The organism is Pseudanabaena sp. SR411 (genome assembly GCF_002251945.1).
GTDB lineage: Bacteria > Cyanobacteriota > Cyanobacteriia > Pseudanabaenales > Pseudanabaenaceae > Pseudanabaena.
The window spans coordinates 1-21,156 of sequence record NZ_NDHW01000199.1 but is presented as its reverse complement, the minus strand read 5'-3'; the positions used below and the strand labels follow the sequence as shown (position 1 = coordinate 21,156).

Annotated in this window: 24 protein-coding genes; 18 read left to right on the top strand and 6 right to left on the bottom strand. The window is 41.6% G+C overall.

Translation table 11 applies throughout. The features are described from left to right. The first annotated feature begins 371 nt into the window (after positions 1-371). From B9G53_RS21480 to B9G53_RS21470, 3 genes are all read left to right on the top strand, one after another. On the top strand, positions 372-1,844 hold the full coding sequence (locus B9G53_RS21480) for a hypothetical protein (protein WP_094535509.1): 1,473 nt from the start codon (positions 372-374) through the stop codon (positions 1,842-1,844). 249 nt (positions 1,845-2,093) lie between these two features. Then, positions 2,094-2,750 (top strand): Npun_F0813 family protein, encoded by a 657-nt coding sequence (locus B9G53_RS21475; protein ID WP_094535508.1) that lies wholly within the window; start codon positions 2,094-2,096, stop codon positions 2,748-2,750. Between the two features lie 115 nt (positions 2,751-2,865). Beyond that, positions 2,866-3,807 (top strand): hypothetical protein, encoded by a 942-nt coding sequence (locus tag B9G53_RS21470; RefSeq protein ID WP_094535507.1) that lies wholly within the window; start codon positions 2,866-2,868, stop codon positions 3,805-3,807. Positions 3,808-3,847: 40 nt separating this feature from the next. Here B9G53_RS21470 and B9G53_RS21465 read toward each other — a convergent pair whose 3' ends face one another. Continuing rightward, positions 3,848-4,540 carry a sugar transferase gene (locus B9G53_RS21465; RefSeq protein ID WP_094535506.1) on the bottom strand — a complete coding sequence of 231 codons (693 nt, stop codon included), beginning with the start codon at positions 4,538-4,540 and terminating at the stop codon, positions 3,848-3,850. Positions 4,541-4,581: 41 nt separating this feature from the next. Between B9G53_RS21465 and holA the strand changes: the two genes are divergently transcribed. The 3 genes from holA to infC all read left to right on the top strand — a co-directional run bounded on the left by holA (position 4,582) and on the right by infC (position 7,492). Continuing rightward, a complete protein-coding gene (gene holA / locus B9G53_RS21460) occupies positions 4,582-5,565 on the top strand; it encodes a DNA polymerase III subunit delta (RefSeq protein WP_094535505.1) in 984 nt (327 codons plus the stop codon). 93 nt (positions 5,566-5,658) lie between these two features. Next, positions 5,659-6,789: a 3-dehydroquinate synthase gene (aroB, locus tag B9G53_RS21455; RefSeq protein WP_094535504.1), complete on the top strand. Its 1,131-nt coding sequence runs from the start codon at positions 5,659-5,661 to the stop codon at positions 6,787-6,789. A 178-nt stretch (positions 6,790-6,967) separates the two neighbouring features. Beyond that, positions 6,968-7,492 carry a translation initiation factor IF-3 gene (gene infC / locus B9G53_RS21450; RefSeq protein WP_009627301.1) on the top strand — a complete coding sequence of 175 codons (525 nt, stop codon included), beginning with the start codon at positions 6,968-6,970 and terminating at the stop codon, positions 7,490-7,492. Between the two features lie 225 nt (positions 7,493-7,717). Here the strand turns inward: infC and B9G53_RS21445 are convergent, their stop codons facing one another. Beyond that, positions 7,718-8,578 (bottom strand): hypothetical protein, encoded by an 861-nt coding sequence (locus tag B9G53_RS21445; protein WP_094535503.1) that lies wholly within the window; start codon positions 8,576-8,578, stop codon positions 7,718-7,720. Between the two features lie 329 nt (positions 8,579-8,907). Between B9G53_RS21445 and B9G53_RS21440 the strand changes: the two genes are divergently transcribed. The 11 genes from B9G53_RS21440 (at position 8,908) to ppsA (ending at position 18,004) form a co-directional block, all read left to right on the top strand. Next, positions 8,908-9,555, top strand: coding sequence for a DUF2301 domain-containing membrane protein (locus B9G53_RS21440; RefSeq protein WP_254923763.1), 648 nt, complete (start codon positions 8,908-8,910; stop codon positions 9,553-9,555). Between the two features lies 1 nt (position 9,556). After that, on the top strand, positions 9,557-9,718 hold the full coding sequence (locus B9G53_RS27595) for a hypothetical protein (RefSeq protein ID WP_176453302.1): 162 nt from the start codon (positions 9,557-9,559) through the stop codon (positions 9,716-9,718). Positions 9,719-9,727: 9 nt separating this feature from the next. Further along, complete coding sequence (locus B9G53_RS21435) at positions 9,728-9,937, top strand: type II toxin-antitoxin system HicB family antitoxin (RefSeq protein ID WP_094535501.1); 210 nt, start codon at positions 9,728-9,730, stop codon at positions 9,935-9,937. A 6-nt stretch (positions 9,938-9,943) separates the two neighbouring features. Beyond that, positions 9,944-10,153 (top strand): type II toxin-antitoxin system HicA family toxin, encoded by a 210-nt coding sequence (locus tag B9G53_RS21430; protein WP_094535500.1) that lies wholly within the window; start codon positions 9,944-9,946, stop codon positions 10,151-10,153. A 24-nt stretch (positions 10,154-10,177) separates the two neighbouring features. Beyond that, a complete protein-coding gene (locus B9G53_RS21425) occupies positions 10,178-12,124 on the top strand; it encodes an AAA family ATPase (protein ID WP_094535499.1) in 1,947 nt (648 codons plus the stop codon). A 23-nt stretch (positions 12,125-12,147) separates the two neighbouring features. Beyond that, on the top strand, positions 12,148-12,843 hold the full coding sequence (locus B9G53_RS21420; protein WP_094535498.1) for a class I SAM-dependent methyltransferase: 696 nt from the start codon (positions 12,148-12,150) through the stop codon (positions 12,841-12,843). A 53-nt stretch (positions 12,844-12,896) separates the two neighbouring features. Next, positions 12,897-13,184, top strand: a complete 288-nt coding sequence (locus tag B9G53_RS21415) for a DUF4090 family protein (RefSeq protein WP_094535497.1) — start codon at positions 12,897-12,899, stop codon at positions 13,182-13,184. Positions 13,185-13,371: 187 nt separating this feature from the next. Beyond that, positions 13,372-13,881 (top strand): L,D-transpeptidase, encoded by a 510-nt coding sequence (locus B9G53_RS21410; RefSeq protein ID WP_094535517.1) that lies wholly within the window; start codon positions 13,372-13,374, stop codon positions 13,879-13,881. A 172-nt stretch (positions 13,882-14,053) separates the two neighbouring features. Beyond that, complete coding sequence (locus tag B9G53_RS21405; RefSeq protein ID WP_009626231.1) at positions 14,054-14,245, top strand: photosystem I reaction center subunit IV; 192 nt, start codon at positions 14,054-14,056, stop codon at positions 14,243-14,245. A gap of 204 nt (positions 14,246-14,449) precedes the next feature. Then, the gene (locus B9G53_RS21400; RefSeq protein ID WP_094535496.1) at positions 14,450-15,319 is read left to right on the top strand and encodes a DNA-formamidopyrimidine glycosylase; all 870 of its coding nucleotides are present in this window, start codon (positions 14,450-14,452) and stop codon (positions 15,317-15,319) included. A gap of 246 nt (positions 15,320-15,565) precedes the next feature. Beyond that, positions 15,566-18,004 carry a phosphoenolpyruvate synthase gene (gene ppsA / locus B9G53_RS21395; RefSeq protein WP_094535495.1) on the top strand — a complete coding sequence of 813 codons (2,439 nt, stop codon included), beginning with the start codon at positions 15,566-15,568 and terminating at the stop codon, positions 18,002-18,004. A gap of 42 nt (positions 18,005-18,046) precedes the next feature. On the opposite strand, the gene B9G53_RS21390 is transcribed toward ppsA, so the two are convergent. After that, positions 18,047-19,081: an IS4 family transposase gene (locus B9G53_RS21390; protein ID WP_094535494.1), complete on the bottom strand. Its 1,035-nt coding sequence runs from the start codon at positions 19,079-19,081 to the stop codon at positions 18,047-18,049. 75 nt (positions 19,082-19,156) lie between these two features. Further along, positions 19,157-19,822, bottom strand: coding sequence for a response regulator transcription factor (locus B9G53_RS21385; RefSeq protein WP_094535493.1), 666 nt, complete (start codon positions 19,820-19,822; stop codon positions 19,157-19,159). A 193-nt stretch (positions 19,823-20,015) separates the two neighbouring features. On the opposite strand from B9G53_RS21385, the gene B9G53_RS21380 reads away from it, so the two are divergent. Beyond that, a complete protein-coding gene (locus tag B9G53_RS21380; protein WP_094535516.1) occupies positions 20,016-20,384 on the top strand; it encodes a response regulator transcription factor in 369 nt (122 codons plus the stop codon). 55 nt (positions 20,385-20,439) lie between these two features. On the opposite strand, the gene B9G53_RS21375 is transcribed toward B9G53_RS21380, so the two are convergent. Beyond that, the gene (locus tag B9G53_RS21375) at positions 20,440-20,622 is read right to left on the bottom strand and encodes a hypothetical protein (protein WP_094535492.1); all 183 of its coding nucleotides are present in this window, start codon (positions 20,620-20,622) and stop codon (positions 20,440-20,442) included. 72 nt (positions 20,623-20,694) lie between these two features. Next, a complete protein-coding gene (locus tag B9G53_RS21370; protein ID WP_094535491.1) occupies positions 20,695-20,973 on the bottom strand; it encodes a hypothetical protein in 279 nt (92 codons plus the stop codon). Positions 20,974-21,156: the final 183 nt, after the last annotated feature.

The following is a 21,156-nucleotide window of genomic DNA, read 5'->3' as shown; positions in this document are numbered from 1 at the left end:
TAGTTTGTTTCCTAGGAAAAGCACCTAGAAATTTTGAGGCTAGGTTTGAGTGCATTCATAATTCTAGGTTTAAATTTGCAAAAACCTAGAAAGAACATCCCAAAAAAGTGATTGATGACGCTTCCAGCAATTCTCATTATTAAAATCGGTTTTTTGAAAGCCCGCCGTTGGCGGGCTCTCAAAAAACCGATTTTGGTGTTTCTAGCGCCTTCGGCGCTAGAAACACCAAAATCGGTTTCATAATGAGAATTGCTGTGACGCTTCGCGCCATCAATTAATTTTTGGAGATTTGTGAGAGTGTGCCTATTTTGCGGCACACTCTCACAAATCATTTAGGATTGCTATAGTGCTGTTAGTAATGAGCAATTGATATGGGATTTGAGGAAGTATTTGTTTTTGCTGTAGTGGGGTGCATCGCAATCTACCATCAGCGATCGCAACAACGCGCAAACCAGCAGACCCAAATATTTGTTTTGTGGATTCTAGCAGTTGCCTTGCCAAGCTTGGCGATCGCCTTGACCACGATCAACCGCTCCGTTTTACCATTGATTTTTGTTGCTGTAGTATTTTTGCTTTGTGTATGGATATATAGCAACTCGATCGCCTCTTCCAACTCTAATCTAGCAACCATCAACCTTGATCCCACCGAAGAAAAACAACTCAAAGACTGCTTTCTCTCAAATATTTATCATCTAACAGGCTTAGAATATCGACCTCACGAAATCTTCTGTCGGGGCAATCTGCGATCGCAAAATCCCAAATATGCTTACGAAACGATTAACCAAAATATTCAAAAAGTATTTGGCGATCGCTTTATTTGTTATTTACAAGAAAGTCCCTTAGAAAATCTAGGTTTAGGTTTTGGCGATGCTCAAGATCGTCAGGAAAACACAACAAACTATTGCTTTTATTTGATCCCCAACCATCTCACCAAATCGCAACCAGCTTTAGGAGAACATCAAAGTTGGTTACCCAGCACAATTAGTATTGGATTCACAGCCTTCACAGTGCTAATCGTAGGTGCAAATCAGCGCATTGAAGACTTGAGCTTGAGCAACTTACCGCAAGGCATTCCTTACTTGCTTTGCCTAGTTACTATCTTTATCGCAAGGGCGATCGCGCAATACTACGTTTCCAGACATTATCGCTTGCAACTCACTTACCCACTTTTCTTACCAGCTCTAGGTGGTTTTGGGTTACTGGGCAGTTTAAATACCAATTTACCTACAGCTCAAGGACACCCACATCAACGCCGTTTCCTATTTGATCTAGCGGTAATTCCCACAATTGTGGGCTTAGCAATTTCTATAGTTTTATTAATTTTAGGTAACTGGGTGTTAGTTCCTACAACTGCAATGGTTGCTGACCCTGCAATCGCCCCATCTTTATTAATTCCAAATCTCGCCACCTTTGACTCCAAAAATTCAATTTTGGTAACTTTACTACAAACAATTTTTTCTATGGGCAAAGCAGCAAATCCTACAGCCCCAATCACCGCTTTTTCACCCCTCACTCTAGCTGGTTGGTCTGGCTTAGCAATTAGTGCCTTACAGCTAATGCCCTTTGACTTACTGGATGGTGGCAATCTGGTAATCGCCATGTTTGGGCATCGTCAAGCCGTCCAAATTGCTCGCATAGCAAGACTAGTATTACTGGCGATCGCTGTACTTACACAGCCTTGGCTGAGAATTTACAGTCTCTTGTTATTTTTATTACCTGTTCCCCGCCCACTTATTTTGAACGAAAGTATTGAAATTGGTAAAGCTCGCGATCTAATTGGCATGATTTTAATTGCGATCGCGTTACTGATTATCCTACCTGTACCCAAATCCCTCTTGTTATGAAGATAAAACAAATGTGCTGCTTATCCTAAACTCAGGTGAATTAATAAAGCTAAAGGCTTTACAAAGCAACATCTTCGTCATTATTAGTTTAGAAAAATAGAGCGTGTGAGCACTGTAGCTGCTACTTTATTAATGTTTTATTTTAAATTTCCAAGACTTTAATGTGATTTTGGGATTATCATTAACCTTGGCATTAGGTAGCCACGATTTGTTGCTACTGGTAACATCAGTTAAGTCAGCAGTAGAGACATGTTCATCCTGAAGCGCCAAGACGTTGAAATCATCAACGTTCAAAACCCACAAAACAAAGATCAACAAATACCGATTTTGCAATATCAGGGGCAAACATTTCGGTTACTCAACATGTTTGGCGATAATCGAGATGAGGCTTTAGCGCTTTGGCGTGACTTAACTGATAACAAAGGCAAAGCTTGCGTATTACTAGAAGAGCCTCAACGTTTTAGCGTTTGGGGAAGAGTTAAACTAGACCAACTCCATACAGCACCTACCCAGAGTTCTTCAGCAGGTACACATCTTGTTCAAGGTTGTTTACTGATATTGCAAGCTGTGTATATCGAGGTTGAAGATCTCCTTGGCGTTAGGCAAGCAGGTTCTTTTAAGCAAGATTTACTGAAGTTTATGCAACAGGGTAAATTTGCTCAAAGCGAAAACATCGCCGCTCTAGAAGAAGTTTTGTCAATTAATCCACTTAATAGTGTGCAAATTCCCAACTGGGATGAAAGCAAATTGCAACTTCTTCTAGGTGAAGTCCATCGACTAGCTTCCTCCTATTTTGGAAACAATAGTTTTGTCGATAGTGCGATCGAGGCTCTAAATGAACTACCTGAAGCGTCATCCGTAACAGCTTGGCTGACAAAAACTCCTAAGGGTAAACTCTGGAAGTAATCTAAATAAATTATTTCGATGTTTTCCTCTAAAGTTATGGCTTGTAGCACAATACTTGTTATTTTCTTTCTTTAAATACTTTATTTCTTATGGTTGTAGCTAAGGTACAAGATTCATGAGTAGAGCTAAATCTCCCTCACCATCAGGGATTTCCACGCAATCTATTGTTTGGGCAGCGATCGGATGGGCCGCCCTAGCTCTAATGTTCTACCTATTTTTCAATGCCCCAACCGATGGACCCCATACCATCAAGCCCGAAGAATGTACCAAGGCAATAAAAGAACTATTCGTAAGACCAAATTGGTATCGATACGGAACGTACATTTTTCAAACTGTAGCGATCGCCTGTTCAGGGATATTGTGCCTACGCAACTGGCGTAGCTCCAAAATCATTAGCGGTCGTAATGTTTGGCTGGGTTTAGGCATCGGTATCTTATCTTGGGGCATTGGCAATTTAATTTTTGGTTATCTGGATTTTCAATATCAAAGTGGATTGATTGCGGGTGGAGCCAAAGGTGCTAAGGATCTAGTGCAAACCTTTCCATCGATCGCCGATATTTTCTTCACAGCAACCTACGTGTTTTTGTCATGGGGAATGGCGATGTCTGTGATTGGACGAAGATTAAATCTTTATCCTAAGCAATGGGCGATCGTCGGTGCTGTTGGATTTATTGGGGTCGTCGTTGCTGCCTATGTTACTTTTGGCGTAGGTGGAGAGTTTTCTCTGGATACTGGGAAAATCCTGAATATTATTTATGCACTAGGTGATATTTGGTTACTGATCGTTGCTACCATTCTCTTGCTTGCCTTTTGGGGTGGTAAAGCTGCTCAATCTTGGCGATTGCTTGGTAGTGCTGGCATTGCCATGTTTTTTGGTGACTTATGGTTTAACTACAGCATCAATACTGGTATCAGCAAAGTTTGTGAAGGTAAGCAATATCAAAGTGGTGAACCTGCCGAATTTTTCTGGATTCTTGCCTTTATTCTCTGGGGAATGGCTGCTGCTTTAGAGTTTGATTTATCTTCGCGACCCACATCTCGTAGCCGCAGAAGTTAAAACTAACCCAAAAAAGAGGGGTGCTTTGCACCCCTCTTTTTTAATACGCACCATTTCCTTTCGGAAAAATCACAACTAAAATGGTTTTAAAGATTAAATGTAGATCCAGCCAAAAGCTCATGCGCTTAACATAACTGGCATCCATCTGTACTCTCTTCGCATAGGGAATATCGTTACGACCCGAAACTTGCCATAGTCCTGCAATACCAGGTCGAACACTGAGTACTCGATCAATTGCTGAGCCATATTTACTAAGTTCAGCTTGAACTAATGGTCGTGGACCAACCACACTCATATCGCCCATGAGTACATTCCAAAATTGGGGTAACTCATCTAAACTAGTTGTCCTCAAGAACTTACCAATTTTAGTAATCCGAGGATCATGTTTGAGCTTAAAAGATGCTTCATATTCAGCACGGCTAATTGGGCAAGCATTTAAATAATCTTCAAGAGCTTGATCTGCCCCATTAATCATCGTTCTAAACTTAATGCAATTAAATTGAGAACCATTTAAACCAACTCTAGGATGAATATATAAAACTGAGCCGTGAGAACTGATGAAAATCAATAACGTAATTGCTAGATAAATTGGCGAAAACACAGTTAGAACAATTGATGCAAATACGATATCAAAGACTCTTTTTCCCCAAGTTGCATAAGGATCTGTACGATCTGTAACCGATTTCTTTGTACGGAGGCTAACTTGACTATTTGCTTTGCTTCTAGTAATCATCAAATCTCTACACCACACCACATAGTTGAACTAATCATACAATGCCTGTCTACTTTTATTGGGGCGATGACGACTATCAAATTTCTCAAGCAGTCAAAAAACTGATAGATACCCATATCGATCCGATGTGGCGAGATTTTAATTATGCAAAAATCAATGCTACGGGGGATCTTGAGGTAATGGACGGATTAAACCAAGCTGTAACTTCGCCCTTTGGGATGGGTAGTCGTTTAACTTGGCTTGCCGATACTGCGATCGCCCAACGATGCGCGGAATCATTACTAGCAGAGTTAGAAAGAACTTTTAATCACTTACCTGTAGACTCCTACATCTTGTTTACATCATCCAATAAGCCTGATGGGAGAGCCAAATCTACCAAGTTATTGCAGAAGTATGCCCAGATTTTGGAGTTTTCGTTAATCCCTCCTTGGAAAACTGATGCGATCGCTCAATTAGTAAAACAGGCTGCCGCAGAAATTGACTTAAAAATAGCATCAGATGGCATAGATTTACTAGTTGATGCAATTGGTAATGATACTCGCCGATTAACTATGGAATTGCAAAAGTTGCAATTATCACATTATGGAAAAACGAAGCCACTTACTGCTAAAGAGATTTCCCCATTAGTGCAAGCTTCGGCTCACAATAGTTTGCAATTAGCAAGCGCTATTCGCTCAGCAAATACTAGTCAAGCCCTCTCATTAATTGCAGAACTACTGCGAAATAATGAAGTAGGTTTGCGGATTTGTGCAACCTTGGTGGGGCAGTTTCGCACATGGCTCTGGATTAAATTGATGCAAGAATCGGGAGAGCGAGATGATAAGGCGATCGCCGATGCTGCGGAAATTGGTAATCCTAAGCGAGTATATTTCTTGAAGCAAGAAGTGCAGGGGCTAAACAGTCAAAAGCTAATGCGATCGCTAAGTATTTTGTTGAGGCTAGAAGCCGATCTGAAACATGGCAAAGATGAAACTGCGACATTGCAAACAGCCATCATTGAGTTATGCCAAGCAATGACCAAATAAGAAAAAGCAGCGCTTCGCGCTGCTTTTTCTTATTTGCGAGATTTGAAAACATGATCGCTGCTAACATGGCAGATAGATCCTTTAATCAGAAGTATGTCCGAACATTCCGCAACAGTTACCGTTGCACTCAATAGTAATAGCCAACCTAATCGCAGTTATGACATTGCGATCGCATCGCATAGTCTCAAAAACTTAGGCGATAAATTAGTAGAAATTGGTTTAGGCAAAAAAAGCAAAAAAATTCTCATTGTCTCGAATCCTGTCATTTATAAGCACTATGGCGAGACTGTCCAGACATCCCTAAGTAATGCAGGTTTTGATGTTGCTCATGTAATATTGCCCGCAGGTGAACGCTTTAAAACGGCGAACTCACTCCAAAAGATTTATGACGCAGCACTTACACATCGTTTAGAACGTTCATCGATAATTGTTGCTCTTGGTGGTGGGGTAATTGGTGACATGTCAGGCTATGCTGCGGCGACTTGGTTGCGTGGCATCGATCTCGTCCAAGTGCCGACTACCCTTTTAGCGATGGTGGATTCAGCGATCGGTGGAAAGACGGGGATCAACCATCCACAGGGCAAAAATCTCATCGGAGCCTTTTATCAGCCACGCCTCGTTTGGGTTGATCCTGAAGTGCTAAAAACTTTACCTGCCCGTGAATTTCGCTCAGCTATGGCTGAGGTAATTAAGTACGGCGTAATTTGGGATCGGGAATTATTTGATCTGCTAGCTCAATGCGATCGCCTCGATCAGTTGCGCTATATTTCAGCAGAATTGCTGCAAACTATTTTGTATCGCTGTGCCAAAGCTAAAGCCGAAGTCGTATCTAAGGATGAGAAAGAGGGAAATCTTCGCGCCATTCTTAACTATGGTCATACTGTTGGTCACGCGATCGAGTCAGTTACCAACTATCGCCTTTACAATCATGGTGAAGCTGTCGGTTTAGGCATGGTCATTGCGGGTGCGATCGCTGTCGATCTGGGTTTATGGACTGAAGCCGATCAAGATCAACAGGTTGCACTGATCACCAAAACCCGACTACCCCAGACTTTACCTGCGGATATTGATTTAGATGCAATAATTGAGTCCCTATCCACCGACAAAAAAGTCGAAGCTGGTCAAGTGCGCTTCATTTTGCCAACGGCGATCGGATCAGTAACGCTTAGCGATCGGGTAACCTCAGCTATGGTTAACCAAAATTTACGAAAAATGATGGCATAACACTTGACACATGAAGTGGTAGTTCGTACTATACTTAAACGTTTATGTCAAGCAAAAAACTGCTAAGCTGAAGTATATCCAAAACTTAATTTGCATATATTGCTTAGCATAGGCATATATTTGTAAACCACTAGTAATTTAAACCAATACCCCCAAGAGTCTAGACAACAGAGATTTCATGACTAAAAAGCCAATTAAAGACCTTCCCCAAATCAACGAACGCATCAGATATCCAAAAATTCGAGTCATTGATATGGAGGGGGAGCAACTCGGCATCCTAACCCCCAAAGAAGCCTTGAAGATGGCTGAAGAAAAAGAGCTAGACCTTGTATTAGTCAGTGACAAGGCTGACCCTCCTGTTTGTCGGATCATGGACTACGGCAAATTCAAGTTTGAGCAAGAGAAAAAGGCAAGGGAAGCTCGCAAAAAGCAACATACCTCTGATGTCAAAGAAGTGAAGATGCGCTACAAGATTGAAGAACATGACTACAAAGTGCGAATCAATCATGCTGAACGCTTCTTAAAAGAAGGTGACAAGGTTAAAGCTACTGTGATGTTCCGTGGTCGTGAGATTCAACACGTTGATCTTGCAGAAGTTTTGTTAAACCGTATGGCTAGCGATCTAGAGTCTGTTGCTGAGATTCAGCAATATCCTAAACGAGAAGGAAGAAACATCACGATGTTGATGGCTCCCAAAAAATAATTAAAAAGACTCGTTTTTACGAGGATTTTTAAAACTCAAAATAGGCAGTGAATAGCAAATCTATTCACTGCCTATTTTTTTATCCTAATTTTCGGAAATTATAGTAATGTAAGTTTTGCTAGGAAACATCAAACCCAAAAGATAAGTGGCGGCACTTTGCGCCGCCACTTATCTTTTGGGTTTGATCATAAAGCAAAACTTGTATTGCTTTATTGGCTGAATCAATTAGGGAGTAGGAGGCAATAGAGTAAATGGAGCTGTGGTTGTTTGAGGGGTAGTAGAGGTAGGTGCAGCAGCCGCAGCGTCAGCAGGCTGAGTATCTACAGCACCAACAACAGGAGCGCCTACAGCACGTAACACTTCGACTCCATTTTGCTGCAAGACTACGATAGGTGGCTCAGAGTTAGTGTCAATTCGCTTAACCAATACTCTACCGTTAGAAATCATCTGGCCTGCTCTCACATAACGAGATGTCGGTTCACCAAATGCGTTGATGATGGCGTAAATTGTGCCTGAGACTTCTACAGTACCAGTGATTTTTGTGCCTTCAGCAGCTTTAGTGTCAGGTGGAGTTATAACTTTTTTATTCGGACGGCTTGATGTTCTCACTACTACGGCTGCCCGAAGATTGGGTGGTGCTTTGGGCTTTTCCAACAAAGTTTCTAATTTTGGTACTGGATTAATCACAGTACTAGTGAAAGGATCGCGAGACTGCTTAGAGTCAACACCAATTTTTTGCTCTAGCTCATCAACTCTTGCTTGCTTATCAGTTGTAGCAATAAGCTCCTGTGTTTTTTGCCCAGCCACAAATGGAGTATTAAAAGTCGGTGTGGCAGGAGTTTCAACAACCTTGGGAGCAGTACTTGTAGGCACACTACCAGCAAGAGTAGGCAATGGCTGCCCTGATTCGGCAAGTGACCTCATTTGTTCACAATCTGTCCCAGAAGCAAACATGCCTGTTTTGACGATGCCTTGTCTGGATTCTCTTGCCGTACTGATCGTACATTGGACTGGTGTACCCTCACCGCAAGCACTAAGGATTGTAGTAACGCTAAGAATCACGCCAGCTAGGTAATAAATACGCATAATTAAAGTTCCTCTGCTGCCTACTTGGTTTTCGGTACAGCGTCATCCGAATTTTTGTCGATTTTGACTGCAAGATATTAAAGCATTATGGTAATTTTGGCAATCATTAACAAGAGATAACATCAAGTTTCATTATAATTCTACGATTTGTCGCCTTGTAGGTTCTATAGCCCCAGCAGCTATTCTCATGATGAAACTGATTTTGGTGTTTCCAGCACCAAAATCAGTTTCATCAAAGCACGCCGTAGGCGTACTTTGATGAAACCGTAAAATAAGGAGTCAGTTTGTGTCCTCTATACTTTTAGTAATAGCCATTAGTGGAGAAATTTGTGGAAATTACATCTGAAGTGTATCAAGGTCAATTTGGTGAGTTTAAGATTACGAAGGACGATCGCCTTGGGGTAATCATTTATCGCAGTGCTTTAGCGATCGCTGCTTTATGTTTTAGCCTAGGAGTGATGTTAGTACTATTGCAACCCAACAATCCTAGTATTTTAAATTGGTTGACTTGGCTGTATTTCGGGTTTTCCATCGGCTTAGGTGTCGCGCTTTGGACAATTCATATTTATCTGGAGTTACTACATCGAGTTTTACAAATTTTTTGGGCGATCGGCGCGATCGCTTCGGTAGGTGTAGCACTTTATTTTCCCGAACCTTTGGCGATCGCTGTTTATGAGCATCCAATTGCACTGATTGGTGTTGGCTTCAGTTTTGCAGCACTAACAGGCATATTTTTTAAAGAGACTTTTTGTTTTAACCGCTTTGAAACTAAGTTTTTAGTACCTTTAGTACCTGTGCTAATTCTTGGGCATCTAGTGAATTTTTTAACTGTGGCGATCGAGCAAGGTTTCTTAGGTGCTTGGGCAGTTTTATTTATGATCTTTGCAATCCGTAAATTAAGCCAAGAAATCCCCGCAGATATTGGCGATAAATCAGTATTTGCTTATCTCAAAGCGCAAAAGCAACAAGCAGTCTAATTTGTTAATCGATCAGGTAAAACCCCATGTAGAGCGTTACATTAAGCAATCAGAACATCAACGGTTGTTTATCGAGTATGACAATTTAGATGATCGGTTTATGCTGTCATCAATTGGTGTTGAAATTTGCTTGACAGATCTATACGAAAATATTGAGCTTTAAGACAAAATCATGATAATTCGTGCGATTTTAGAATGGGATGAGGAAGTGCAATCTTATTCGGCAACTTGCCCAGAGTTAAATTTTGTGTCTTCTTGTGGCGATAGTCGTGAGGAAGCTATATCTAACCTTAAAGAAGCCATTGCTTTAATGCTGGAGCCATTACCAGATCATTTATTAGTTAAAAAGCCTCGTTCCGAAATGGTTGAGTTGGCTCTGTAATTTCTTATGCCCAAATCACCACGATTAACTGCCAGTCAAGTTATTAAACAACTTAAATCAGCAGGATTTTTAGAAGTGTCTCAAAATGGCTCTCATCTCAAGTTATTTAATCCTGAGACTAGGCGGACTGTTATTGTTCCTGTTCATAGCAGCAAAATGATTCCAATAGGTACTTTGAAAGCGATCGAGAAACAAGCTGACATTACTTTTTCATAAACGCAAGCCAATTAGGTTTTAGCCATGCCACGTATTGTTTCACCCCCACTAGACGAATTGCATACACTTCGCACTCCACTAAATGAGGGTGAACGCATTGTTCTTGATTTCTTTTTGCGTAATCTTGCAGAAAAATGGGAAATTTACATTCAGCCACATTTGAATGGTCTTCGTCCAGATTTTGTATTGATCAACCCCAATGTTGGGATAGCTGTTTATGAAGTTAAACACTGGGATTTAGACGCAATACCTTATCGGATACTATACAAAAAAGGAATTCCACAATTATGGGCTACAAACGAATCAGGAATAGACTTTCAAGTCACTGACAATCCTGTTGACAAGGTGATTCATTACAGAGATAAAATAATTAACCTGTACGCACCGTTAATTGGTCAGAATTGTGATGAAGGGGACAAATCTTATTTTGCAATTGTCACGGCGGGATTGATATTTACCAAAGCTAAAACAGCAAGAGTTCAAAAGCTTTTGAACCCTCTACATGAGAAATATTCAGAAAAGTCTCACAACTATCTTCCCTTAGTTGGTGTTGATGAATTACAAGCAAATCGTCTGGGTTCAGTTTTTCATTCGGCTCAATGGCAAACTTCCAGATACATGAAACCTGAGATTGCAGATACTTTGCGAGGCTGGCTAATTGAGCCAGATTTTGCTCAGACTCAAAGACAACCCTTAGAGTTAAACTCTAAACAGAGAGTTTTAGCTACAACACGCACTCAATCAGGATATCGACAAATACGAGGATCAGCAGGGTCTGGAAAATCTCTTGTTTTGGCTTATAGGGCTGCCATGCTAGCAGCGGAAGGCAAAAATGTTTTGTTAGTGACATACAACATTACCCTATGGCATTACCTTAGAGATTTAGTTGTTCGATACCCAGACACAAAAATAAAGCGAAATAAAAACATAACTTACACTCATTTTCACGAATGGTGCAAGAACGTCATAGTCAATGGAGGGCTTAAGCATTTACATGATGATTTATTTGCAAGTAGTCCTCAAAAAGACGAATTATCAAAAGTTTTAGAACATAGAATTTCAGAAATAGCTAACGAGGCAATAGATCGCCTACAAGATAATGTTGGGCAAGAACAAAACTATCTAGAAAAGTACGATGCTATTCTTGTGGACGAAGGTCAGGACTTTAATTTAGATTGGTGGAACACTTTAAGGAGAGTGTTAAAAAAAGATGGAGAAATGATTCTTGTAGTGGATGAAACACAAGATCTTTACCATCAAGCCAAGAGATGGACAGATGAGTCCATGAAAAATGCTGGCTTCCCTAACCGTGCTATTAGTCAGTTAAGTATTTGTTACCGTATGCTACCAAGGCTAATTGGGTATCTGAAGACTTTTATTGAAAAATTTTTACCTTATGCAAATATCAGCTTGCTTAATGCTGAACCAACATTAGAATTAGATGTTTTCCCAGTAACTTTATCTTGGATTCAGTCTAATTCAGAGCATCTTATTCCTAAGCTATGTGCAGAAGCAGCTCTTAACATTCCTCAACTAGCAAATCCAGATGGGGTCGCTTTTCCTGATCTTATTTTGTTGTTGCCTGATCATGGGACTGGTCTAGCTTGTGTCAATATCCTAGAAAGTCATAAGTTTGATATTTTGCATGTCTTCGACAAAAATCGTAAAGAACAAAAAGCTAAAAAAATGAGTTTTTTTATGGGCGATTCTCGTATTAAAGCTTGCACAATTCATAGCTTTAAAGGATGGGAGGCTCGGTATATAGTCATAGCAATTACCAAATCAACAGATTTAGCAGCAGCTTATGTTGCCATGAGTCGATTAAAGCGACATCACGGTGGTAGTTATCTAACTGTTGTTTGCTCGAATCCTGAGCTAGAAGAATATGGAAAGACATGGGAATCTTTCTCTCGTATCTCAAATTCTCGTGACTGCATTGTGCATCAAGAAATTGATGATATTCCTTACTAAATCTAACTTTAACAAAAAACTATATGAATAAAGCTTTTACTTCTCAGGCTGATGAATGGACAGAGGCGATCGCTACAGTGCAAAAGCGCTATGATCGCGAATATCGTAATGAGGCATTTGATTTGCCAGCAGAGGTCGAGTCGATGCCATTGTTTCGAGAATGGGTGAGCCATACTTTGTCTAGTAAAATTGCATCGCCATTTTGGGAATTAGCCCAATTTCAAAAAAATCAGCGTTGTTTAGATATTGGCTGTGGAGTTAGCTTTTTGATCTATCCCTGGCGCGATTGGGATGTATTTTTTTATGGGCAAGAAATTAGCTTTGTGGCAAAGGATGCTCTAAATTCACGAGGTTCTCAGCTTAATTCCAAATTATTTAAAGGTGTACAACTTGGGGCAGGGCATCAGCTAAATTACGAGAATGGATTTTTCGATCGCGTGATTGCCACTGGGTTTAGTTGCTACTACCCCATTGAATATTGGAAGCTGATTTTGCGTGAGGCAAAGCGAGTATTAAAGCCGAATGGGATGCTGATCTTTGATGCGATCGCCCCTGATTTAGAATTTGCAGAAAATTGGGCTATTTTAGAAACCTATTTAGGTTCTGAGGTATTTCTTACGCCGCTTAATGAAATTACGGAGCTGGTGCAGTCGATGGGTGGCAAAATTACCGCCAAAAAAGATGGGTTGCTATTTTGTATGTATCGCGTTCAGTGGTAATTTGTTGAGAGTGACGCATTGTGCCACTCTCAACAAGTATTTGGTTTTTATTTATGTCTGAAAATTCTCAAACAACGGGTGCTGATGCGATTGATGTAGCGATCGCCCAAGGGATTGATTTTGATGGCACACCCATTGATCCTAAAAAGCTTGATCTCTATAGCAGTGTCATGGCGCTTGAAGCAGGTCGTCAGCGCAGTGGCGTAACTAATACCATGCGATCGCGCATTGTCCGTATTGGCGCAAAACACATCCCTCAAGATGAACTCAATCAAAAATTATTGGATGCAGGCTTTGCCCCATTGAAGGAAAAAGATATTGCCTATTTTTATAACAAATAGCTTTTATAGCTGTTGCCAAATTACCAGGACATAAAACCCAAGAATTGGCTGGCGGCGCTTCGCGCCGCCAGCCAATTCTTGGGTTTTGATTTATCCTAAGACAAGTATCTACCGCCTTTTGGCGTATTTAACTCAAATCTTGGGCATAATTGCTGATAAGCAACCTTGCAATCAACTTGCAATCAAAATGTTTAAGTATTGGCAAACTATATCCAGCGTTTTCGTAACCACTTTATTTCTGTCGGCATTTAGTGGCTGGATTAACTTAATTAACTCAGATGTGGCGATCGCGCAAACAGCATCTCGATCTGTCCGTAACCAAGACATTGAACGTTTAAAGCGATCAGGACAGCGCTGGATTGAAATTCGTCTGCGTAGTCAGAGACTATTGGCATGGCAAGGAAATCGGCTTGTTTATGCAGTAGTGGTTTCCACTGGCAAAAGCGCTACGCCCACCCCTACAGGTATTTTTAACATTCAGACCAAACACCCTACAGCGAGAATGCAAGGTGAGGACTACAACGTACCTGATGTTCCTCATGTGATGTACTACAGTGGCAACTATGGCATTCATGGGGCATATTGGCATCGTAGCTTTGGGATTCCGATCAGTCATGGCTGCACTAATGTCGCGCCTGATCACGCTGCTTGGCTTTACCGATGGGCTTCTGTGGGTACACCCGTAGTTGTGCGTTAGCAAAACAAAAAAATGTACCGCCCGCGAAGCGGGCGGTACATTTTTTTGTTTTGCTAAATAAAACTTAACGAGCTAGAAATAGACAGAGGCGATCGCCTCACAGTAACCTAGAGACGGTATCTGTAATCATTTTATTTTTCACATTACAGTCTTTAGGAATAAGGATAAAACTATGGCAGTTGCACGTGGTTCTAAGGTTCGCATTTTGCGTAAAGAGTCCTACTGGTATCGCGAAGTCGGTACTGTGGCTTCCGTTGATAAGAGCGGCATCATTTACCCAGTGATCGTTCGTTTCGACAGCGTTAACTACTCCAACATCGCAACCAACAACTTTGCGATTGATGAAGTCGAAGAAGTCGCCTAGATTCTTCAAAAACCAAAAAGAAGAAGGGGCGCAATGCGCCCCTTCTTCTTTTTTACAGCAATTACCGAACAAACAAACCACAAGAAATTTTTTGAAAGTATCGCTTAGCAATACTTTCAAAAAATTTCTTGTGGTTTGGATTTGAGTGCAAAGCGCTGTAGATTTTAGTTATTTTTTTAGTTTGAGCGTAAAGCGTTACATATAATGCCCGAATTACCAGAAGTTGAGACGGTTCGTATCGGTTTAAATGAAAATACGTTAGGTTGGCAGATTGAGGGGGGTGAGGTATTGCTGCCCCGTGTGATCGCTTATCCTGATCAGCCACAGGCTTTTTTAGATGCTCTGATTGGGACAGATTTTACCGAGTGGCAGCGACGAGGAAAATATTTAATTGCACAGCTTTCACAGGGTAATCAATTAGGTGTGCATTTGCGGATGACGGGGAGTTTGCTTTGGTGCGATCGCGATATGGCTGTGGGTAAGCATACGCGAGTGAGATTGTTTTTAAAGGAAAAAGGAAAAGGGGAAAAGGAAAAAAAGGGGGGATTGAAGGAGTTAAGGTTTGATGATCAGCGAACTTTTGGTAAACTTTGGTTGGTTCCATCTCATCAAGCAACGGAATCGATCATTACTGGTTTGCAGAAGTTAGGTTTGGAACCTTTTGACGCTAAGTTTACCCCAGAGCATTTAGCTTCTAAACTTAGTCGTAGTGGTCGCCCGATTAAGACTGTATTACTCGATCAGGAAACTGTCGCAGGGATTGGGAATATCTATGCTGATGAATCGTTGTTTCTCGGTAAAATTCATCCTCAAAAAGCAGCGAATTCTCTCAATTCGGAACAGATCAAAGCTCTACATCAAGGAATTATTCGCTCTCTTAGTGATGGTATTGCCAAAGGGGGAACGACTTTTAGTTCTTTTCAGAATGTGGCGGGACTTAAGGGAAACTACATTGATACGGCTTGGGTGTTTCGACGCACAGGACAGCCTTGTAATGTCTGTGGCACTGTTATTTCACGAATCAAGCTTGGTGGGCGATCGACGCATTTTTGCGCTAACTGTCAGAGTTTATAGCGAGAATGTCAATCTTTGCGAAGCTTAGTGAACAAATGTAATACCTTGTAAATATAGTGCTTGTATAGTCGTTATAATTATGAAGTATCAAGGCTTTCAATAAGTTATCTATACCAACTATAGAAGTTTTGATCGCATAACTTATGCTTCAGTAAGTTATCGAAATTCTATTGATTGAAATTTAAGGTTTCAAATACGATCCATGCATTGATCTAATCATTAATTTGGTTAGGGAGTTAAATCATCATGACTAGCTCAACTTTTGCCTCAGAAACATCTAGAAATGTTCCTAAAGAACAGGCTCTAATACTTTGGTTTGAAGAAGTGGGAATTGCTGATATTCCCCTTGTGGGTGGGAAAAATGCTTCTCTGGGGGAAATGATTCGCCAGCTTCAACCCAAAGGTGTGAATGTTCCCAATGGATTTGCAACTACTGCCTACGCTTTCCGTTACTTTATTGAGAAAGCAGGTCTAGAAGTCAAACTGCGCGAACTCTTCGCCGATCTAGACATTGAGGACATGAATAATCTGCGCGATCGCGGTCGAATGGCACGAGCTTTAGTTCTCAACACACCATTTCCTGACGATCTACAAATGGCGATCGCTATGTCCTATCAGAAACTCTGCGATTGCGAGACTTCCTGCGGTAAAGAAGCTGATGTCGCTGTCCGTTCTAGTGCTACCGCCGAAGACTTGCCCGATGCCAGTTTCGCAGGACAACAGGAAACTTATCTGAATGTCTATGGTGCGAATGAAGTTGTCGATGCTTGCCATCGCTGCTTTGCTTCACTATTCACCGATCGCGCCATTTCCTACCGCACGATCAATGGCTTCGATCATTTTGATATCGCTCTCTCCGTCGGCGTACAGAAGATGGTACGTTCCGACCTCGCCGCCTCTGGTGTAATGTTCTCCATCGACACGGAGACAGGCTTTAAAAATGCAGCGTTAATTACCGCCGCCTATGGCTTAGGTGAAAACGTGGTACAGGGTGCAGTCAATCCCGACGAGTATTTTGTTTTCAAACCAACTCTCAAACAAGGCTTCCGTCCTATTCTCGAAAAGCGCCTCGGCACAAAAGAAATCAAGATGGTCTATGACCTTGGTGGCGGTAAGCTGACCAAGAATATTCCTGTCCCCGTTTCCGAGCGCGTCAAGTTCGCAATCACTGATGACGAAATTCTCAAACTTGCAGAATGGGCTTGCATCATTGAAGACCACTATTCAGAGGTACGCGGTAAGCTGTCACCGATGGATATTGAATGGGCAAAAGATGGATGCACAGGAGAATTGTTCATCGTGCAGGCAAGACCTGAAACCGTGCAGTCGCAAAAGTCAGGCAACATTCTCCGCAATTACAAACTGAATGGTTCCAGTGATGTACTGATTAAAGGTCGTGCTGTGGGCGAGATGATCGGTCAAGGCAAGGCGAATGTAATTTTGGAAGTCCATAACATCGAAGATTTCCAAGCAGGTGAAGTATTGGTCACCAACAAAACTGACCCCGACTGGGAACCAATCATGAAAAAGGCGAGTGCGATCGTCACTAATCAAGGTGGACGCACCTGCCACGCCGCCATCATTGCGCGAGAAATGGGTATTCCTGCGATCGTCGGTTGCGGCAATGCTACAGGTGTGATCAAAACTGGTCAAGAAGTCACGATCTCCTGTGCTGAAGGCGAAGAAGGCAAAGTTTATGAAGGTTTAGTTCCCTTTGAAGTGATCGAAACTTCCCTCGACAATTTGCCTACCCTCTCCACCAAAATCTTGATGAATGTGGGCAACCCCGAAGAAGCCTTCGGTTTATCTTCCATTCCCTGCGATGGCGTTGGCTTAGCGCGGATGGAATTCATCATCGCTAACCACATCAAAGCACATCCCCTCGCTCTGATGAACTTCGACACCCTCGAAGACAAAGCGGCGAAATGGGAAATCTCGCAACTGACGGCACGCTATGAAAATAAAGCTGATTTCTTCGTAGACAAGCTGGCTCACGGTATCGGCACGATCGCAGCCGCTTTCTATCCCAAACCCGTCGTGGTGCGGATGTCCGACTTCAAGAGCAACGAGTATGCCAATCTGCTTGGTGGTCGGGCTTTTGAACCTACCGAAGAAAACCCGATGATCGGCTGGCGTGGTGCATCTCGTTACTACGATCCTAAATACCGCGAAGCCTATGGTCTGGAATGTCAAGCCCTCAAACGTGTCCGCGATGACATGGGCCTAACCAATGTGATTCCGATGATTCCTTTCTGCCGTACTCCTGAAGAAGGTCGTAAGGTACTTGCGGAAATGGAAAAACATGGATTGAAGCGTGGCGAAAATGGGTTGGAAGTCTATGTGATGTGCGAAATCCCCAGTAACGTGATCTTGGCGGATGAGTTCTCGCAAGTCTTTGATGGCTTCTCGATTGGTTCCAATGATCTCACCCAGTTGACCCTCGGCTTAGATCGTGATTCTTCCCTTGTTGCTCACATCTTTGATGAACGCAATGAAGCGGTTAAGTCCATGGTTCGTACGGTCATTCAAAAGGCTAAGGCTAACCACCGCAAGATCGGTATCTGTGGTCAAGCTCCGAGCGATTATCCTGAATTTGCCAAGTTCCTTGTTGAGCAGGGCATTGATTCGATCAGTCTCAATCCTGATTCTGTCCTAAAGACAATGCTTGAACTTGCCAAAATGTAAATAAAAAAGCGGCGCTAAGCGCCGCTTTTTTATGAATGCAGCCTAAGTACAGGACAAAAATTTAATGGAGTTGAAAAAGGCAACAGAATTGAGTTGTAAGTCAAAGATAATATGACGAAGGAAATCAAAACCAAGCCGAAAAATACTCTTAGGCAAGCGACCATGCTTTTTCGGGTTGAGAGGCTTGAGAAAGAATTGCCATAAACCAGAAGAAAAACACCAGCACAAAGCAAGAGTGAGTAAAGCCATAAGTTTAGAAAGCCGTTGCGAGTCCTGAAGATGAGTGGATTCTAAACAAAAGCCACGGGATTTAAAACAACCAAACAAAGTCTCAATGCCCCAACGCTTGGCATAGTCAGTAATAGCAGTATAAGGAGCATGGTCAGTAGCGACAATCAACAAATCGCCATCCTCTAGACGCATTGCCGCAATATAAAGCCAATGCCCCCAAATTTGTCTACGTTTGGACAACACCCGAAATTCACCAATCTGGAGGTCTTGAAAACAAACGTCAGCCCTTAGTTGTTTTTGCTGATCGTCAAGTAAAGTGTTTTTACGGATGCGGATTCTAAATGGAGTGCATGGTTCACACAGCAAATAGTCAAACCACTCTTCTCCCACAAATTCACGGTCTGCGGTCAAAAAGTCGATTTTACGGTCTGCAAATATTTCCAGAAATCGATTCCACAGTTCACATCGTTCGTGGGTGTTGGAGTTGCCTTTTTTAGACAGCATTATCCACACTAACGGGAAGGCAACGCCATGATGTACTACTCCCAATGTCAATATATTGAAAACTGTCTTACCGAATTGCCAATCGGTGCGGTCTATAGAAATTACCCAAGGTTCAGGTATCTGCATTACTTTGATCACCGTTAGGGCAATGCTTTCGTAGTCCAATTCAAAGTCTCGGAAAAATCTCTGGAGCCGTTTGTAGTGGGATTCAACTTTGGCTTTGCCGCTAAATCCTGTGGCAATTTCTGCCAAATTCACTGTCCTGACTCGTATTAGCGCGATCAGAAATGTAGCCACAAAGGCTAGTCTTGCTGCGTTCCATTGTAGATGGGGCTGCAACATTTCTCGGAATAGGTTAATCTCTTTGATAGGGGTTTATGGTTAGATGTGGTTATCTTTTATAAAACCCCTCCCTGCTTACTTTTGCAACTTTTTGTCCTGTACTAAGGAATGCAGCATAGAGGTGACTAAAACCGCAATCTCAGTTCTATTTCGCAGATTTAATTGACTCAAGATGTTAGTAATATGATTTTTGACAGTTTTTATTGATATATAGAGATTGGCAGCAATTTCCTCATTATTAGCACCAGTAGCGATTAACTTGACGATTTGTCTTTCTCTCGGTGTAAGCTTGTTCCAATCCGTTGTCGATACTTCTGAAACTTCAGGAATTCTAGCAATTACTTTCCTACCCAAATTCAAATCTAAATGCATATATCCTCGATGCACTGCCTGAATAGCAAAGGATAATTCCTCAGGGAGCGTATTTTTTAAGATATAGCCCGATGCTCCAAATTTCAAGGCTTGAGAGATGTATTCTTCAGTATCATCAACGGTCAAAATTAGAACTTTGGTGGTCGGAAAGCGATCGCATATTTGTTTAGTGGCTTCGACTCCATCTAGATGCGGCATTTGCACATCCATCAGTACAACATCAGGATTGAGGAGTTCGACTTGCGCGATCGCTACTTGACCATTTTCTGCCTCTCCCACAATCTCTAAAGACGTTTCATCACCAAGCGAAATCTTCAACGCCCGCCGAATAAAAGAATGATCATCTACAAGCAAAACACGGATTTTCATGGGATTTGCCTAGTTCTGAGAGACTGCTAAAACCTAGCTTAGCGCTTGCGATCGCTACCAGCAAGTAACAATAGTCTCAATTATTTATAGGACTAAAGTCCCATGAATAATTAGGACTTCCTCTTGATGTGTAATTTAAGTTTCCACTTTAGGATGGGAATGTAGAAATTAGGAATTAGAGAGGTTTATGGCAATGTTCAAGGTTTTAGTTGTTGAAGATAGCAAAGTTCAAAGAGAAATGATGGCGAGTTTACTCAAAAAGAATAATTTTGAAACTACTACGGCTAGTAATGGGTTAGAAGCGATCGCTCAAGTTAAGACAAATCATCCTGATGTGATCATTTTGGATATCATCATGCCCAATATGCATGGTTATGAGCTTTGTCGTAAACTGCGGGACAATCCTGACACTTGGGATATTAATATCGTGATGTGTTCATCCAAATCTACGGATGCTGATCGCTATTGGGGATTTCGACAGGGGGCTAATGCCTATGTCAGTAAGCCTTTTGTCCCCGAAGATTTAGTGGATACTGTCAAAGAGCTTTTGAAGAATAAATGATATTTTCAACAAAAAGAAGTGCCGTTAAGTGGTGCTTCTTTTTTATTTGATATAGTTAGGCGATCGCAATTTTGTAATTGGGACGATAGCGGATGCCATGAAGCATCAGTTTTTCGTGCATGGCGAAGGCATTGGCGATCGTGCTGAAGGTTTTCAATTCATCAAATTTTTCGCCCCTTGTCATTTCTAGCAGTGCCTTGGCTTCGTAGAGGTTGTTGATGACGGGTGTGGCGCTCATGCCTAAGACGCAGAGTTCAGGGTTTTGGCGAGATGCGGTGAGTACGTGATTGAAGATTTTATAACAAATAAATTATCTGTCAGTTTGCAATTCATCCTCATCCCAATTGCAATTTGCCAGTCCTTCTGTTGACCACGCACTTGGCTTATACATCCATTCTTTCTTCTCTTCTTCTAAATCTCGACATCTATTCTTTAGCCAAGAGTTTTCTGCTTGTAATGCGTAAGTTAGTTCCAATTGCTCCAAAAATATACCAAATAAAAAGCTGGTCTGAATAAACAATTGATGTTCTTTATTGTCTTGCCATTGTATTAATAGCAGTTCTTTAGTTTGAATGTTTGTATGGCTCATAGTTATTCATAGAAGAATAAATTCAATTGAATAATCTTAGAGAAGTAAGGGACTTGCGAGGAAATAAGATACCAATCAATTAGGAACAATGGTTATATCCCATTTGGGTAAAGTATCAGAACGTTGCCAAAATGGAAAATACTGTTTCAAGTCTTCTGGTAGAAGTTTTATGCCCTTCACATA

What these genes read in the sequence shown, in the direction of transcription:
- B9G53_RS21380 (WP_094535516.1), top strand. Translation starts at nt 20,016, where the DNA reads ATGTTCAAGGTTTTAGTTGTTGAAGATAGCAAAGTTCAAAGAGAAATG.
- B9G53_RS21375 (WP_094535492.1), bottom strand. Translation starts at nt 20,622, where the DNA reads ATGAGCGCCACACCCGTCATCAACAACCTCTACGAAGCCAAGGCACTG.
- B9G53_RS21400 (WP_094535496.1), top strand. Translation starts at nt 14,450, where the DNA reads ATGCCCGAATTACCAGAAGTTGAGACGGTTCGTATCGGTTTAAATGAA.
- B9G53_RS21385 (WP_094535493.1), bottom strand. Translation starts at nt 19,822, where the DNA reads ATGAAAATCCGTGTTTTGCTTGTAGATGATCATTCTTTTATTCGGCGG.
- B9G53_RS21465 (WP_094535506.1), bottom strand. Translation starts at nt 4,540, where the DNA reads ATGATTACTAGAAGCAAAGCAAATAGTCAAGTTAGCCTCCGTACAAAG.
- infC (WP_009627301.1), top strand. Translation starts at nt 6,968, where the DNA reads ATGACTAAAAAGCCAATTAAAGACCTTCCCCAAATCAACGAACGCATC.
- B9G53_RS21390 (WP_094535494.1), bottom strand. Translation starts at nt 19,081, where the DNA reads ATGTTGCAGCCCCATCTACAATGGAACGCAGCAAGACTAGCCTTTGTG.
- B9G53_RS21415 (WP_094535497.1), top strand. Translation starts at nt 12,897, where the DNA reads ATGTCTGAAAATTCTCAAACAACGGGTGCTGATGCGATTGATGTAGCG.
- B9G53_RS21425 (WP_094535499.1), top strand. Translation starts at nt 10,178, where the DNA reads ATGCCACGTATTGTTTCACCCCCACTAGACGAATTGCATACACTTCGC.
- B9G53_RS21445 (WP_094535503.1), bottom strand. Translation starts at nt 8,578, where the DNA reads ATGCGTATTTATTACCTAGCTGGCGTGATTCTTAGCGTTACTACAATC.
- B9G53_RS21475 (WP_094535508.1), top strand. Translation starts at nt 2,094, where the DNA reads ATGTTCATCCTGAAGCGCCAAGACGTTGAAATCATCAACGTTCAAAAC.
- B9G53_RS21470 (WP_094535507.1), top strand. Translation starts at nt 2,866, where the DNA reads ATGAGTAGAGCTAAATCTCCCTCACCATCAGGGATTTCCACGCAATCT.
- ppsA (WP_094535495.1), top strand. Translation starts at nt 15,566, where the DNA reads ATGACTAGCTCAACTTTTGCCTCAGAAACATCTAGAAATGTTCCTAAA.
- B9G53_RS21435 (WP_094535501.1), top strand. Translation starts at nt 9,728, where the DNA reads ATGATAATTCGTGCGATTTTAGAATGGGATGAGGAAGTGCAATCTTAT.
- B9G53_RS21370 (WP_094535491.1), bottom strand. Translation starts at nt 20,973, where the DNA reads ATGAGCCATACAAACATTCAAACTAAAGAACTGCTATTAATACAATGG.
- B9G53_RS21430 (WP_094535500.1), top strand. Translation starts at nt 9,944, where the DNA reads ATGCCCAAATCACCACGATTAACTGCCAGTCAAGTTATTAAACAACTT.
- aroB (WP_094535504.1), top strand. Translation starts at nt 5,659, where the DNA reads ATGTCCGAACATTCCGCAACAGTTACCGTTGCACTCAATAGTAATAGC.
- B9G53_RS21480 (WP_094535509.1), top strand. Translation starts at nt 372, where the DNA reads ATGGGATTTGAGGAAGTATTTGTTTTTGCTGTAGTGGGGTGCATCGCA.
- B9G53_RS21420 (WP_094535498.1), top strand. Translation starts at nt 12,148, where the DNA reads ATGAATAAAGCTTTTACTTCTCAGGCTGATGAATGGACAGAGGCGATC.
- B9G53_RS21410 (WP_094535517.1), top strand. Translation starts at nt 13,372, where the DNA reads ATGTTTAAGTATTGGCAAACTATATCCAGCGTTTTCGTAACCACTTTA.
- B9G53_RS21405 (WP_009626231.1), top strand. Translation starts at nt 14,054, where the DNA reads ATGGCAGTTGCACGTGGTTCTAAGGTTCGCATTTTGCGTAAAGAGTCC.
- holA (WP_094535505.1), top strand. Translation starts at nt 4,582, where the DNA reads ATGCCTGTCTACTTTTATTGGGGCGATGACGACTATCAAATTTCTCAA.